Genomic DNA, 16,203 nt, shown 5'->3' with positions numbered 1-16,203 from the left:
TTTCTCTGTATTTGTATATTGATAATACCGTAAAAATACCGTATAATCAAGTGTGAGGTGATAAAAATGAAGAAAGTTAAAAAGATTCCAAAAGAACGAGTAGAAATTCAAATGCCAGTTTCTATTATAGAAAAGTTGGATATATATCAAGAAGAAAATGGTCTTCCCACAAGAACAGCTGCTATTTTAGAGCTAATTCGTAAAGGAACAGAAAAAAAGTAGGTTCCACCTACTGAAAATTTATCCTCCACCTATTCATATACATGACTTGAGGTGGGGGATTTTTTAGAGTTATGCTAAAAAAATAAAAAGAGCGACGTTTCGCCCTTTTTAATATCTTCTAGCCAACTCTTTCTTTGCTTCTTCAAGTAATTCAGCTAATTCAGGAGAGTCAGGATTAATTTTAGCCACTAATGCTTCTAGAGTATTAGTATCCATTTCTGCAATAGGTTTTCCTGCTAAATTTCCAATTTTAATTATGTATTGACTAGGCTCTTCTTGTGAAAAAGAGTCATGATTGTGGATATATTCTTCATTAGATACATGATTTCCATCTTGTTTACGATTGTTTCTATAATCAGGAATAAGAGTGTAAAATGGTTTTCCGCGCATAATCGCTGCAAATTCTGCTTGTTTAATATAATCAAGAACTTCATGTCCCATTTTTATTGCATCATCATAAGCTACATATGTTCTTACTGATTTTTCTTTTTTTATCATTTTAATACTACCATTACCATCCATTCTTCCTGGACCTTCATCGATTTGAAACTTAAATCGGTGTTTTTCTTGTTCATAGTCCACTGATAAGATTCGTGAACGTACTACTCCATTTTTATTTGAACCACCATATTCTGAATATCCATTTGCATAAATTTTAGGGAAGTGATGATTTACAATTGCATAAAACAATTGCTTAGCCCCAGCTTTGGTTAGATAAGCTGTTTCTTGATTTTTAGAACTACCGTATTCATTAATAATAAATTGTAAGTTCCCTCGATATACCACTTCGTTTTTATCATTTTTTCTATGAAAATCTAATGCATCCATAATATCCATAATGGACATTTTTGTAGCTGTTTTATAAATTTTAACCAACATTTTTTCCAAGAAAATTTACCTCCTCATAATTAATTGTAGAATTTTTAAAAATTGAAATGCAGAAAAAACAATGGAATGCTCAAAACAGCTAAGCATTCCTAATTACGTCAAATAAGTGTTGTTCTACCGTTTCATCTACACCATAGATTTTCTTCATAAAATACATATATTCATCTTGGGTCATAGATTCAGGAGATTTTAAAGATTGCGCAATTATTTTATCGTGAACATTTTTTAAAGCTTTAAGAATATTTGGGTCATACCAAGTTTCAGAAAACTGTTGTAAGTCATCGTACAATCCACTAACAGAATAACCAGGTTTATAACTTCTACTAGATAAATAAGCATCGGCAGAATCAGAAACTCTTGTTAAACGTGCGTGAAAAGGAATTTCTTCTTTTTTTATAGATTCTAAATATCCAGAACCGTCATAGTTACAATGGTGATAACGAGCGGTTTCAATAAGAAGAATATCAGCGTTTGTCTTTTCTAATAACAAACTACCACCACCAGTATGTTTTTTCATTTCTTCTCTCATTTCTTCAGTATATCTTGCTGGATAGTCTATCATAAATTTTGACATCCCTAATTTACCTACATCATGATATAAACCGCTTAAGAAATATTTATCTGCTGTGTTTTTATCAAAACCAAGCTCCCTAGCAATTGCATAATTAAATTCACCTGTTCTTACGGAAAATACAAATGATTCAAAACTGTGTTTCATAAGTAATGAAATAACATCTCTGTGATTTCTAATGGTTTCTAAATGATTTTCATTAATTGAATACTGTAACAACTTCTCTACCTCCTTCAAAATAAATTGTTTTTTGTCATTTAAGTTTTTGCACATAATACACCATTTTTATTATTTGTGAAAAAATATTGGAAGATTATAGAGATTTATCTAAAGAATTTATCTATGTAAAAGAAAAGGGATAGTTTTACATAGATAAGAACGGTATGTAATAAGAAGGTTTTTCAACATTTCTTTCAAAGAATACATAAAGAAAAATGCATAGAGATAGAAGGAGTGCTGATTTTGAACCAAGAAATTATTGATTCTTATAGAAAAGCTTTTGATGAATTAAAGCAAACATTTGAAAGCATCGAACAACAAGTTAAAGACGAAGCAACCCAAGGTGTATCTGAATTCATGTTCCACAATCGATTCGATGAATCCCAAGCAGCTGTTGTTTATTTGAAAACATTACTTGAACAAATTAGATTTAATGTTGATTTTAATGAAATTGAACATTCTATCCAAGAATATAATCGAAACATGGAAATGCTGAGAACAAATACAGAACCATTTGTCGTACCATCACTAAATTCAAACACAGAAGAAACGAAACAAGTTCCTTCTAGCGAAGCTTTTAATAATAATGCTAACAAAACTAAGCAATTCTCTAACTCAGAAGGCTTCTTGGCATTCGTTCAAAAACAATTACCAAATCACAAATTCAATATTATAAAAGTGGATAACAATAACATTGAATTGGAAAAAAATAAGAAACATTACTATATGACTTTAGTGGAGTCAGGATTACAAAAAGAAGAGTATTTCGAAGTATTAGAAAGAATGAACCACAAAAAGAACATAGGCTTTATTTGTAATGATGAAAAAAATATGACACACGTTCAAGAAGTTACAAAAGAATGGGTTAAGTTAAGTCCTGAATATAAAACAAAGTTTTTAGCGATTCACTTTACAACAAAGAACCGTTTAGAAAAAAATGCAGATGCTTTTGAAACTTATAAATACTAAAAAGAAAAAGACCATTAGTAGATAAATTAATGGTCTTTTTCTTTTTCAAAACAAATAATTTATTCGTTGAAATCAAAAAAAACAAAATAAAAAATGATAGGATAGGGAAGAAGTGAGGGAATAGGGATGAACATAAAACAATTCGAAGCAAAAGTTACCAAAGTGATTTTTAGGAATTTAAAAAATCATTACAGTATTTTATTAGCTAGAGTAGATGGGGTCAATGAAACCTTAATAGGGTATTTTCCTGTTATAAACGAAGGAATTACTATTGAATTTTTTGGAAAAAAAGAGATTGGTAGAAACAAAAGAGAACAATACCGTGTTGAAAGCTATTCAATAGAATTGCCTTCAACAAATCATCAACTATATTATTTTTTGATAAATGATTTTATTAATATGGATTTAAAGCTTGCTTCAACCATTGTTGATAAAATTGGAACAGAATACATAACGAAATATAAAGATAAAAAATACATAATTGAAAAGTTAGGGGAACCTTACTTCGATGAATATAAAGAGGATATTATAAAAGCAAGACTAAGGTTGGATGATATTCAGAATAAACTTTTGGTAATGGAATCAATGGTTAATATGGGATTTCCGAATGATGTTTCAGCAAAGGTTGCTTTTTCAGAATTTAAGATTACACCACTTGCTTTAAAATCCAATCCTTATCAATTAATTTTTCCTTTCGATTTAAATTTCCAACTAATAGATAACATTGCATTAAATAATGGAACTTCTTTTAATGGTGATTTGAGAATTCATGAAGGAATCTGTTTTTTGTTAGATGAAGCTGTTTCAAAATACTCTCATATTTATTTGCCACGAGAAGAACTGCTTTCTAAATTAAATCGTTTATTAAAGATAAATATTTCCTTAGATACATTTAAAAAGCATGAATTGATTCTTGAGGAACAAAAACGAATTTATTGCGATGTAGAATTACATATTTATGGATATAGATACTTTCAAGCTGAATTACAACTTAGTCAAGATTTGTATAGATTAAATGATGGAAATCAAGAAAACTTAGTCGAAATAAAAGAACTCATGAACACATTATCGAAAGACTCTATTGTATACTCTGATGAACAATTAACCGTAATCGAGGAAGCTCTTTTATATCCCTTAACCATCATTAGCGGCGCAGCTGGAACCGGTAAAACAACCTTACTAAGAAAAATCATACGTTTATTAGAAACAATGAAAAATAAAGATAAAAAAATTACCGACCCAGATTATTATCGCATATGCTTATGTGCACCAACAGGGAAAGCAGCAGAAAGAATGAAAGAAGTCACAGGAAAAGAAGCTAGAACTATTCATTCTATTTTAAATTTGCATCCTATATTTAAGACACCTACTTTTCATCAAGATAACCCATTAGATTGCGATTGCCTTATTATTGATGAATCAAGCATGAACGATACAATTTTATTTTCACATATTTTAAATGCAGCAAAAGAAAATTGTAAGGTTATCATCGTTGGTGACAATGACCAGCTTCCCGCAATAGGACCAGGAAATGTTTTAACAGAACTGTTAAACAGTGAAGAATTTCGTAGTTTCCGTTTATCAAGAGTTTATCGCCAAGGTTCAGACAGTAATATTCTCGATTTAGCAACTGCTATTAGAGAAGGAAATAGTGACGTTTCCCCAATTCTATATAAAAAAACAGATGACTTTACCTTTATTGAAAATAATAATGTAAACGAATTATCCAATATCATTGTGAAAACAGTTGATATCTTATACAACAAACCAAATTTGGATTTTTATAAAGATATACAAATTGTTACGCCTATGCACAAGAGTCCTATAGGTACTATGGAATTAAATTATAAAATCCAAAAATTATTGAATGAAAAATCAAAAAGAAAAAAGATATCAGTAGGAGATAAAGATTTTTATATAGGGGATAAGGTCATACATACTGTGAATAACAACGATAAAAAAGTGTATAATGGAGAAACCGGTAAAATAATTTCTATTATTAATAAAATTGTAACTGTAGAATTTTCAAATTCTAAGGAATGCACATATGCAGGTGATGAATTATTTGAATTAGATTTAGCATTTGCTTTGTCTGTACATAAGATGCAAGGGTCAGAATCTGCAATTGTCATTTTCCCAATCCATTATGTATTTTCGAACATGTTGCAACGAAAACTTATTTATACCGGCATAACAAGAGCTAAACAGAAACTTTTGCTAATGGGTCAAGTAGATGCTGTTGCAAGAGGAATCAAAAATGATACATCAGAAAGTCGAAATTGTAATCTTGCTCAACGCTTAATAGAAAGTAGACTAACGCATTTATTCAGATAAATATTGAAACGAACTTTCACACCAGCCCTTTAGCATTAAGGGGCTGGCTCTTTTCTTCTAAAACAAAAAATAAAACCCCTTCAATGAAGGAGTTTAAAATCTTTTTGTTTCTGCTGTATTTATAGTTCTAGTTACAATTTCAACAGGTTTATCTTCATTCTCAATAACTCGTTGTTGTTCTGTCTCATGTTGAATCACTAAATCTACGCCGGTATCATTTCCTAAACTATCAAGCAATTCGTTGTTTTCAAGAATGTTTTTCCAAATTTCTCTTTCTTCTCTCATCAACATATTTTGCATGTACATTTTCTGCACAATTCTTAACAGATTTTTATTCGCTACTTCACTCAAAGTCTCTTTTATTTCAAAAAACTGTAATCTTTGAGACTTTTGAATAGAATCTTCAAAGTTGAATCTTTGATATTCTGTTACTTCTTTATAAAAAAGAATTTGATTTATTTCTTCTCTAATTTCTTGTACATAACGTTTTTCAACCATTAAATCTATCAATTTTTCTTCGAAAAGGTCTTTATATGGTTTGTTTAATTCCACTTGAATCAACTTATATTTCTCTTTAAATAGAGATAGGATAGAAATTTTCATACGATACATACTTCGGTTCAATCTTCCGAGAGTAGTTTTCTCTAATTGCGGAGAAATAGATTCCTCCCAGTTAATTCTAGTTTTCTCTCCTTTTTTAAATGCCCATTTACTTAAATGGACAATCATATATACGAAACTTACATAGAGTAATATTTTCATTGTACGTTTACACCTTCTTTATGTGGGTTTTTTTCCTGAAACTGTTTAAATTGAGTTTCTTTTTTCATTTCTTTCCATTGATTACGTAAATTCTTATTTTTTTGGATTATAGAATTTTCAAAATTCGTAACGTTTTCTTCATCATCAAATCCAAACAATTTTGCAGCTAATGCCGCTTCACCAGGAGGCATATATTCGCCACCCAAATATCGATTATACAAAACAAAAAGTTCTACATAATGTACTAGATTATTACCACTCCCATATCCATGTTCAATATATATATTTTTTATAAAGAAAAAGTTTCTAAATTTAAATGTTTGATTTAATAATTTCTTTCTTCTGTTTTTCTCCATTGAATGAAAAACGACTTCTATAATGTGTCGTATATTTTTAGGATTTCTTTCTTCCATCAAAGCATTGAATAAATTTCTTTCTAACAAACCATGAGATAACACTTTTTTCATCTCTTTTACATATTGCTTTTCTTTTCTTTTAAAAAGGGATAAAAATAAAATTCTAAATCTCCAATACCACATTTTTATCATCCAAGGCAGCAACTCACTAATTTGAGGGGACTTGTATTTGTTTTTTCCATCAATCCATAAGCATATACCTTGAAGGGCAAAACCTAATATAAAGCTTAGTGTTATTAGTGTAAAACCAGCCAATATAAGCATCATTTAGAGCTCCTCACTTAAAAAGTATAACCAAATATTGTCTTATCTATAAAGTGAGTATAAACAATACAAAACTCTAAATCAAGAATATACACTCATTCCAAAAGAATAGTTTTGGAAGGGGGCGTGTGTCTAATCGTTAATTTTTCTTTAAATCTATGTAATTATAAGAAGGGAAAACTAGTTATTGACACAATTTTAGTAAGGAGCTTTCTTTTTTATTGAAAGAGGTGATGTATTGTCATGTTAAATGGCATATCTAGGAAAGTAGTTTCCGCACTTCTTATAGCCGTTATATTTATGTCGAGTTTTTCTTTGAATCTTATCAATGTTCAAGCCGCTTCGCAAGGGACGGTCACAGCCTCTGCATTAAATGTTAGAGAGAAACCTTCGATAAGTTCAAAAATAATTGGAAAACTAAATAACAAAGCTACTGTAACGGTAAATAAGACAGTTGGTGAATGGATGGAGATTAACTATAATTCTCGTAATGGTTATGTATCATCACAATATATAACATTATCCAATAAACCTACCGGAAGCGTACAGAAAATAATGACACCCACGGTTTCAACTCTAAATGTTAGAGCGGGAGCAGGGACAGATTTCAAGATTCTTACCACTTTAAGTTATGGAGAAAAGGTGACTGTTGTTTCACAATCAGGGAACTGGGGCTATTTCATTCGCAATAATAAAAATCATTATGTTTATTTGCCTTATATGAAAGAAACTAGTTCTGCAACTATATCAGAAACAGGTAAAGTTGGTTATGTAACAGCAGACAGCTTAAATGTACGTCAAGCAGCTAACACAACAAGTTCAGTGATTGGTGCTTTAACGCAAGGAAAAGCAGTAACTATTTTATCTGTAACTAATAATATGGGTAAAATTAATTACAACAATGGCATTGGTTATGTTTCAATGAATTATATTTCTTATAACCAACCGTCAACACCAAAGCCACCTGTAGAAACAGGTAAAGTTGGCTATGTAACAGCAGACAAATTAAATGTACGTCAAGCGGCTAACACAACAAGCTCAGTGATTGGTTCTTTAGTACAAGGGAAAACAGTAACTATTTTATCTGTAACTAATAATATGGGTAAAATCAATTACAACAATGGCATTGGTTATGTTTCAATGAGTTATATTTCTTATAACCAACCATCAACACCACAACCACCTGTAGAAACAGGTAAAGTTGGCTATGTAACAGCAGATAGCCTAAATGTACGTCAAGCAGCTAACACAACAAGCTCAGTGATTGGCGCTGTAACGCAAGGAAAAGCAGTAACTATTTTATCTGTAACTAATAATATGGGTAAAATCAATTACAACAATGGTATTGGTTATGTTTCAATGAATTATATTTCTTATGACAAACCATCAACATCACAGCCACAAACGCAATATAAATATGTTGTTACAGCTGATTCATTAAATGTGAGAAATCAGCCTTCTACAGCAGGGACAATTGTTGGAAAGGTCTCTAATGGTCAAGAAGTACAATATGTTAAAACTGTAGATAATGGTTGGATGCAGATTAAGTACAACAACAAAGACGCATATGTAAGCTCTGCATATGTCGAAAAAGTTTCAGCAAATAGCAATACTGGTAATAGCGGCAATAACGGTAGCAGTGTTAATTATGCAAGTTTAAAAGGAAAAACAATCGTTCTTGATGCAGGGCACGGCGGGAAAGATAGCGGTGCTGTAGGAAATAGATTATATGAAAAAGATATAACTCTAGATATGGTAAAGAGAGTGAAATCTAAATTAGAAAACAACGGAGCTAATGTTATTTTAACAAGAGGCGATGATACATTCATCACTCTTAGCGGAAGAACAAGCATTTCTAATAATTCAAATGCTCAAATCTTTGTTAGCATACATATAAACTCTGCTGATTCTACAAGCGGAAGAGGCGTAGAAACGTATTACCACAATCACTCTGATTCTGGTTTAAGGAACAAAAGTAATGCTTTAGCAACTAGTATTTTGAATGAGTTACTTACAGCTTCTAGTATGCCTAATAGAGGTGTGCACGATGCGAATTTCCAAGTAATCAAGTATAACCATAAACCAAGTACATTACTTGAGTTAGGTTTTATTTCTAATCCTAGTGATGCTAGTATCATGGCGGATTCTAATTACAGAAACAAAGCAGCGGAAGCAATTACAAGAGGAATCTCTAAATACTTTAATTAAAAGCAGCTACCTATGGTAGCTGTTTTTTCTTATGTTCTATCATTCATTGACGTTATCATAAGAGAATAACTCCTTTATTCGAAATTGGAGGTGACATAATTGAAACTAATAAGTGAAATTAAAAAAAGGATAAACATACCGATGTTTTTTGCAATAACTATAATGTTTCTTTCAGCTCTACAATTTTTGTTTGCAACCAAACAAATCATTGTTCCTATTATTTATATTTTATTGTTTTCTATGAACTATTTTCTTTTTACCGAATTTAAAAAAAATGAAATGATATATTACAAAATATTGGCTTGTGTAATTTCGGTCAACTTTTTATATATTGTATATTTTTATCATACGGACCAAATGATTATTTATTATTTAACACTTGTTTTTCCTTATATGTATCTTATATCGTTTAATAAGAAAGTATTTTATACAGGTGTAATTTTAAATACTATATACCAATTTTTAGTGATGGTTTATTTCATTCATTTTCCAAATCTAAAAGAAGTGGTTTTATTTAAAGAGAATGCTTTAGTTAACTTTTTTGGATTTATTATTTCTACGTTAATCTCTATTTATTTGTTCCATAAGATAGAAAAGGTTAATAGAGCAACTGAACTTGACACTAATGTGTTATCTTTGAAGACAACTAAACTATCTACAGATTTACACAACTTGTATTTCTCGAAAGAAAGAACATCAGAGATTGTATACCAATTTCATCAATTTATTTATAACTTAGAAAAATCTAAGGTTTTCTTTGAAAAATTATTGAAAGAAACGAAAAACGAAACGGACATTAGTAGGAAATTCGAGGAAGAAGTTTATCATTTAATGAAAAGTCTCCTTAGTACAATTTCAAATTTGAGAGACGATTTTGCAAGTGTTCAAAACAATATTATTTCTTTCCAAAACGAATCTAATAGACAAGTTACACTTTATATAGAAGAGACTAAGAATGCTGAATATATCATTAATCTAAATGAACTAAATAACGAAGACCTTAACCATCTCATGGATTCTACTTCTACTATTTATGCACTCATTGAATTAATAAGAGGCATATCTAATCAAATAAATTTACTTTCTTTAAATGCAGCTATCGAAGCATCTAAGGCAGGGGAATCTGGTAAACGTTTTTCTGTAATTGCAAAAGAAATCAAGAACCTTCAAATTGATGTGCTTTCTATTTTGCAAAATATAACAACGGAAATTTCAACAATTGAGCGTTCATCATTAAATATCAAAGAAGGAAACAAGAATATAGAAAGAAAAGTGGAAGAAGTTCTTTCTAAGAAATCCAAATCAAAAAATCTTAGCGAATCCATCAATGCTTATTTGAAAAAATTAAGCATTCAGGAAGAAGTAAACGCACAGAACCTAAGTACATCAACATCTGAATTAAACAATAGTTTAAAACGTCTTGATGATATTATTGATTCTACTAAAAAAACACAAACATATTTAGAAGAATCTTCTGTTCATTTTATGCATCAGAAGAAAATTACTAGCGAACTGAAAACTGTTTTAGAAAATTTACAAATAGAACTAGTAAAAACATCGGGTTTAGAGAGAAATAAAAGAGATTAGAAACCAAAGACGAATACCTAAAAAAAAGCAATCCTAATTAAAAGGATTGTTTTTTCATTGAGGAGGTTCGATTTTATGAAAAAAAAAGCACATTTAGTACATAAAAACAACATACAGGAAACAGATATCAATACAATCGATACGACAAAGGAAAGATTAACAGCATTTCAAATAATACAAAAAGATTTGGATAATGTAAAAGAGGAAATGGAAAATGATTTACTATATGATGAAATTCTTCACAAACATCAATTACTTCTCGATAGAAATAATAAAAATACCAAAGAAGAGAAAGAAATTATTATAAAGAATTTCGAAGCCTACATTAAATCTTTAAAAAATGTAGATATAAATAAAGATTTCTTTTCGACACGAAAACAGATAGGTCTATCCTATGGAGATGCTAATTTAGATGAAGATTTACATTTATCGTCTCACTTAAGGATTTTAGAAGTTTTAATTCCTGAAATCATTAAAAATCATTCTTACAATACTGATAAATCTACAGAGTCAATTTTATCTTTAATAAAATTAGTTTTATTTGATTATAGATTAATTGATAAATTCAAATCAGAAATTACAAACTTGGAAATCATTAAGAACATTAATAAAATTATGGATTCTATTATGAATGTCAATAAGACTAACTTGTTATTTGATTCAATTGATGTAACTACAGAACAGACAGATAATGTTGCCTCAGCAACCGAAGAATTATCAGCTTCCGTTACGAGTATTTTAAGTTCGGTAAAAAGTGTTTCAACTAATACACATAAATTATTGGAAGACATTTCATCAGGTCAGCAAGAAATTGAAATATCTTTAAATGATATTGTTTCACTTAACCAAGGTTTTGCACGCACAAAAGCGAATATCAATGACTTAGTAACTGATATTCGTAATATCACATCTATTATTGAATTTATTAAAAACATTTCTGAACAAACTACGCTCCTTGCTATAAATGCAAGCATTGAAGCATCAAGAGCCGGGGAAGATGGAAAGGGTTTTTCTGTTATTGCTGATGAAATTAGGTCTTTATCTGAACAAACGACAGAATCAGTAGAAAACATCGTAAAGGTAATTAAAAATGTTGAAGAAGACACACGTAAAGTGGATAGAAATACAGAAGATTTATTCGAAGAATTAGAAGAGAAAACCCATAGAGCTCAAAAAGCCATTTCAACCTTAGATGATATTATTAAACAAACAAGAGAAGTTGGTAATTTTGCTAAAAATATGACAGATATTTTAGATGAACAATTTGTTTCTACTCAAAAAGTTAAAAATTTCTTGGAAGATGTTATACATTATTCAGCAAAAGTAAGAGAACTAGCAAAAGATACAGGAGAGTCTATCTATAAAGTAAGTAAAGAAATAGAGAACCTAAGACGAAATACAATTGATTTAATACCAGATTTAAGGCATAAACACTATTTGAATATTGTTAAAACCGAAGAAATGGTTCATCAATGGTGGATTTATAATGCGATTTTAGGGTTTCATAAATTTGATGAGGATGAAAAATTAAGTGATAACGAAAGTAGATTCTGGGTTTGGTATTCTCGCGCTAAGAAGAATCCAAAATTGGCAATTTCTTATGCATTTAAAAAACTAGAAGAAGAACATCTTGAATTATATCATTTAGAAGAAAAAATCAAATACATCCTTAGCAAAGGGAAAACATCAGATGCAAATCATTTATTAATTGACTTGCAACAAAAGACAAATGAAATATCACATTTGTTGGAAATAATAGAGAAGGAATTATAAGCTAATCATTTTTGTTGTATATATTTATTTCAATTGTCCTCATTCATCGTTGATGGAGGGGACTTTTTTAAACTATTACATAATACATTGAATATCTGAGTCGAATATACACATGAATATTTTTTGTTTTCTAGGATTCTTATAAAAGTAATTAATTATTAGTATAAGAATGGCATTTTTATAATTCTATTAGAAACAGGTAATTAAGTTTGTTATTGAATAACCAAGAGAATTGTTATTTGGTGCGAAGGGAGAGGGGAGACACTCTGCCCCCTTATAGAGGGCAAAATACTGCCTTGGGCACTCAAAATACAAAAAATCTTTTCAAAAAGATTTCGTCTACAATTCAAACTTTATACTTTGATGCTTCGGTTGAGTACGATTATGAGGTGCTGAGAATAGGGTTTCCCTTTTCCCATTCCGTCCAGGTCCAGCTTTACCGGAAGTCTTACCATAAGAACACACCTCATCCTGCCTCGCTTTCGCGACTGGGACGGTCATTTATCATCTGGAAGGATTGCAAAGTCCTTCTAACGGACGACACAACGATGGTTAATCGTTGCCGGGGTGGACGGGGCACTCAACGGAAAACTTTTACGTCAAAATACAATATGTAATTTGCCTACCAATTCACATAAGGAGCGCTTCGCTACATAACTTTTTCAATTTTTATGTAAAACTTTTAATCGAAAAAGGGATTTTTGGAATTTTACAGTCCCATTATACAGATTTACATACTGAAAAAAATAAGTTTCTCTTTTTTTATTTCAAGTTGGGTAAAGTGTGTATAATCTATATAAAAAAAGTTATAGGAGATGCTGAAATGGAAAAATTAAATCTTATTTATTTTTATTTAGTAGTTACTTTGGTTCTTACTGTTGTTTTACCGAATGTAGGTAATTTATTGATTAGGAGAAATCTAGGCTTTGTCTTGCTATCAAATATTCTTCTGGAAATAGGAAAATATATAGCTTTAGCTAATACATTAATTCATGAAGTATTTCATTGTATATGCGCTTGGGCTACTGGCGGAAAAGCACACGCAATTTCTTTACATCATGATACTTCAGGGTTGGCAACAACAAGCACAAGTTCAAGACTAGCTAGAATATTGGTATCTTATGGAGGATATACTGGTTCGTCAATCACGGCAATTGCGTTATTTTATCTTTTAAATAAAGGAAAATACGAATATATCATTTATGTTTTTATTTGCTTCGCAATTGTTGGTCTACTCGTGTGGACTAAAAACTTCATTGCATTCTTAAAAGATTCATTTATTTCTCTTTTTAAATTTAGTTTATATAAAGGAAATACAAATCTTTTTGGTTTAGTTTGGTCTTTGGGATTCATTGTTATTTTAGGGATTCTCATATATCAAAACGATTTACAGTTGATTCAACATGCTAGTATTTTTCTTTGTTCTATTGTATTAGTAGAATCTATAAAAACTGCTTTTGTTATCTTTGTATTAAGTATCACAAAAAGAAAAGAAGCAGGCGATGCTACAAGCCTCGCGCAAGCAACATTTATCCCAGCAATTATATGGGGAGTGGTTTTTTTAGGACAATCTATATATGCAGGACATTTTATTGTTACACATTATTTCATTTAAAGCGCGAAATCCCGCGCTTTTTTTCATTTTCATTTATTATTAGGTATATTCGTTGCGGAAGATTATATAAGAGAGTTATACTGTGTATATACACGGTAATAAAACCAATTAAATCCAAAACTTTAAAAGGGGAGAGGGATATGGAAAATAATAACGTAGAACACGCAGCGCAATTAATTACAACAGAACAACAAATGGTCAATGAATTATTAAGAAAACATTTAATCGATTTATCTTTAAAATATAAAATTGAAGAACTATTTTATAAAATGACCAATGATGGTTGGGAAAATCATCTTGTTTGTCCTAAAAAAGCAGCCGAATATGTTTATCAAGAAAAACAACATGAAAGAAAAGATTCATTTTTAACAGAAAAATTTCTCTCTATGCACCAAGAATCTACTTCATTATTAGAAGAGTATATTGAGGATACTACCATAACAGATAATTTCGAAGAAAAGAAAAGCACATTGCATCAGCTTATTCTTCTTAGTAAATCCTTAGATAAAGAAATGTACGAGGTAATGCGAAAAATTTATAACGATGAACATTTAATAAGCTTATTAACATTTATTAATGATAGAACTTATCGAAACGCTTCCTTCTATGTTGAAGAATCTTTAATGAAATTGGCATTAAAAGATGATAGACCTTATATTGAAGAGCTTACTTTGCATGAGGCTTTAGAATATTTCAAGATAAATGAAGAACAATTCTTTATAGAAATTAAAACATCCAAAAAAGCAAAAAACGCCTAAATTTTATATTTAGGCGTTTTTCTTTATATTTTTTCCATCGTTTTCCACGATTTTCTATGATAAGGAGTCAAACCATGTTTTTTTACTAATTCTATATGTTTAAGAGTAGGGTATCCTGCATTTTTCCCCCACTCGTATTTATTTCCAAATGATTCATCATATTCAGCCATTAACTTATCACGATAGGTTTTTGCTATCAGTGAAGCTGCTGAAATCGTATGGGAGTAATAATCGCCTTGAATTACATTTTTTTGAGGTATATCCAGATTTGTAATCAAATCGGAACCATCAACTAAAACATAATCAGGATTTATTTTTAAACCATCTACCGCAAGTTTCATAGCTTTTAGTGTCGCTTGTCTAATGTTTATATCATCAATAGTTGGAGCATCTACAACAGCAATATTACAAGCAACAATATGTTTTTTAACTTCCTGGAGAATTAAATTGTGTTTGGATTTAGGTATTTTCTTACTATCTGTAAGATAGGGTATTCTTATAAAAGGGTCCATAATCACCGCAGCAGCTACTACCGGTCCCGCAAAACATCCTCTTCCAACTTCATCTACCCCAGCGATAAATTGATAACCTTGATTTAACAATTCTGATTCGTGTATTAGGTTTTCTGAAAAAGATTTATCTATCATGATAGTATCCTCTAATCCTACTTAATTCATTACTGTATTAGAAAGATAAGAATTAATAAATGTTATGTCATTTTCTTCTTGTAAGAAATGCACACATTCCTTCCAATATTCCAATTCGTCTATTAAGTTTTGTTTAGAAAAAGTCCCGATATATTTTGCGATTTCTTTTAAAGACTCTTGCTTTGTAATTTTTTTTCTTTGATAATCACCTGGATTATTCTTATCCATTTTATAAAGGATATATTCATTACCTTCTTTGGCTACTGTTCTAGTCACAAATTCACCAAATCCATCTACGTAAGAATTATTAGACAAAGGGATAGAATGTTGATTTTCTAAAGCTATTTCCATGTACTTCATAGCTCTCTTCCTAATCATTACCCTCGTTTCATGCTTCAATATAAACACCCTTTCGTACTTTGTTCGTACTTTTCTATTTGTTTTCAATTTATAAATCAGAACTCAAGGCATTCATTTATAAATTCATAATATAAGACCTAATTTGCAAATAGTTTTATAAATTCCTGAAAAAGAGTGTATAAAATAAAAAAAACAATGTTTTTTTCTGAATTACTATAATAAAATATTTTGCTTTTTTGACAAATCCAGAAAACGAACTATAATAAGACAAACACATGGGAATGGAAAGGGGGAAGAGTGTGTGAAGGTCTTTAAAAAATTTATTAGAAACGAACAAGGTCTTTCGGTAATCGAATCAGTATTGATAACTGCGGTTATTGGTGCAGTTATCTTTGCTTTAGGTCCATCTCTTAGACAAGCTTTTGTTGGTACTCCTGACAATCCAGGGATAGGAACAAATATGGTACAGCATCAAACGGCTGGCTTAGATGAATCAAGTAAAAACGTAAAGGTGTTAAAAGGGTGCCAAACAATCGGAAGCATCACACCTGATAAGTGTGCATCCTTAGAAAACTCTAAATAGAAAATCATTGAAAAAATGATTTTCTTT

The 16,203-nt window shown here is 30.2% G+C and carries 15 protein-coding genes; 9 read left to right on the top strand and 6 right to left on the bottom strand.

What is annotated here, in order from left to right; translation table 11 throughout:
• Positions 1–66 precede the first annotated feature (66 nt).
• Positions 67–222, top strand: coding sequence for a hypothetical protein (locus PDL00_RS00270; RefSeq protein WP_270725252.1), 156 nt, complete (start codon positions 67–69; stop codon positions 220–222).
• 108 nt (positions 223–330) lie between these two features.
• Here the strand turns inward: PDL00_RS00270 and PDL00_RS00265 are convergent, their stop codons facing one another.
• On the bottom strand, positions 331–1,110 hold the full coding sequence (locus tag PDL00_RS00265; protein ID WP_098517585.1) for a hypothetical protein: 780 nt from the start codon (positions 1,108–1,110) through the stop codon (positions 331–333).
• Positions 1,111–1,189: 79 nt separating this feature from the next.
• Positions 1,190–1,900 (bottom strand): HD-GYP domain-containing protein, encoded by a 711-nt coding sequence (locus PDL00_RS00260; protein ID WP_170953086.1) that lies wholly within the window; start codon positions 1,898–1,900, stop codon positions 1,190–1,192.
• Between the two features lie 243 nt (positions 1,901–2,143).
• Between PDL00_RS00260 and PDL00_RS00255 the strand changes: the two genes are divergently transcribed.
• Positions 2,144–2,869: a hypothetical protein gene (locus PDL00_RS00255; RefSeq protein ID WP_270725247.1), complete on the top strand. Its 726-nt coding sequence runs from the start codon at positions 2,144–2,146 to the stop codon at positions 2,867–2,869.
• Positions 2,870–2,995: 126 nt separating this feature from the next.
• A complete protein-coding gene (gene recD2, locus PDL00_RS00250; protein WP_270725244.1) occupies positions 2,996–5,203 on the top strand; it encodes an SF1B family DNA helicase RecD2 in 2,208 nt (735 codons plus the stop codon).
• Positions 5,204–5,296: 93 nt separating this feature from the next.
• On the opposite strand, the gene PDL00_RS00245 is transcribed toward recD2, so the two are convergent.
• Positions 5,297–5,965: a hypothetical protein gene (locus PDL00_RS00245; RefSeq protein WP_270725242.1), complete on the bottom strand. Its 669-nt coding sequence runs from the start codon at positions 5,963–5,965 to the stop codon at positions 5,297–5,299.
• Complete coding sequence (locus PDL00_RS00240) at positions 5,962–6,648, bottom strand: hypothetical protein (protein WP_270725240.1); 687 nt, start codon at positions 6,646–6,648, stop codon at positions 5,962–5,964. Before PDL00_RS00240 ends, PDL00_RS00245 begins: the two co-directional genes overlap by 4 nt.
• Positions 6,649–6,888: 240 nt before the next feature.
• On the opposite strand from PDL00_RS00240, the gene PDL00_RS00235 reads away from it, so the two are divergent.
• From PDL00_RS00235 to PDL00_RS00215, 5 genes are all read left to right on the top strand, one after another.
• Positions 6,889–8,853 carry an SH3 domain-containing protein gene (locus PDL00_RS00235; RefSeq protein ID WP_270725238.1) on the top strand — a complete coding sequence of 655 codons (1,965 nt, stop codon included), beginning with the start codon at positions 6,889–6,891 and terminating at the stop codon, positions 8,851–8,853.
• A 99-nt stretch (positions 8,854–8,952) separates the two neighbouring features.
• A complete protein-coding gene (locus tag PDL00_RS00230; RefSeq protein ID WP_270725236.1) occupies positions 8,953–10,440 on the top strand; it encodes a methyl-accepting chemotaxis protein in 1,488 nt (495 codons plus the stop codon).
• 75 nt (positions 10,441–10,515) lie between these two features.
• Entirely contained in the window at positions 10,516–12,213 is a 1,698-nt protein-coding gene (locus PDL00_RS00225) for a methyl-accepting chemotaxis protein (protein ID WP_270725234.1), read from the top strand.
• Positions 12,214–13,036: 823 nt separating this feature from the next.
• Entirely contained in the window at positions 13,037–13,828 is a 792-nt protein-coding gene (locus PDL00_RS00220) for a M50 family metallopeptidase (protein WP_270725231.1), read from the top strand.
• Positions 13,829–13,968: 140 nt separating this feature from the next.
• A complete protein-coding gene (locus tag PDL00_RS00215; protein ID WP_270725230.1) occupies positions 13,969–14,586 on the top strand; it encodes a hypothetical protein in 618 nt (205 codons plus the stop codon).
• Positions 14,587–14,609: 23 nt separating this feature from the next.
• Here the strand turns inward: PDL00_RS00215 and PDL00_RS00210 are convergent, their stop codons facing one another.
• Positions 14,610–15,233: a ribonuclease HII gene (locus PDL00_RS00210; RefSeq protein WP_270725228.1), complete on the bottom strand. Its 624-nt coding sequence runs from the start codon at positions 15,231–15,233 to the stop codon at positions 14,610–14,612.
• A gap of 21 nt (positions 15,234–15,254) precedes the next feature.
• Positions 15,255–15,593 carry a hypothetical protein gene (locus PDL00_RS00205; RefSeq protein ID WP_098517014.1) on the bottom strand — a complete coding sequence of 113 codons (339 nt, stop codon included), beginning with the start codon at positions 15,591–15,593 and terminating at the stop codon, positions 15,255–15,257.
• Between the two features lie 301 nt (positions 15,594–15,894).
• Here PDL00_RS00205 and PDL00_RS00200 point away from each other — a divergent pair, with 301 nt between their 5' ends.
• On the top strand, positions 15,895–16,176 hold the full coding sequence (locus PDL00_RS00200) for a Flp family type IVb pilin (protein WP_098005970.1): 282 nt from the start codon (positions 15,895–15,897) through the stop codon (positions 16,174–16,176).
• Positions 16,177–16,203 lie beyond the last annotated feature (27 nt).

It is taken from the genome of Bacillus cereus group sp. TH152-1LC, from assembly GCF_027710505.1.
GTDB lineage: Bacteria > Bacillota > Bacilli > Bacillales > Bacillaceae_G > Bacillus_A > Bacillus_A mobilis.
This window is presented reverse-complemented; position numbering and strand designations above follow the sequence as displayed.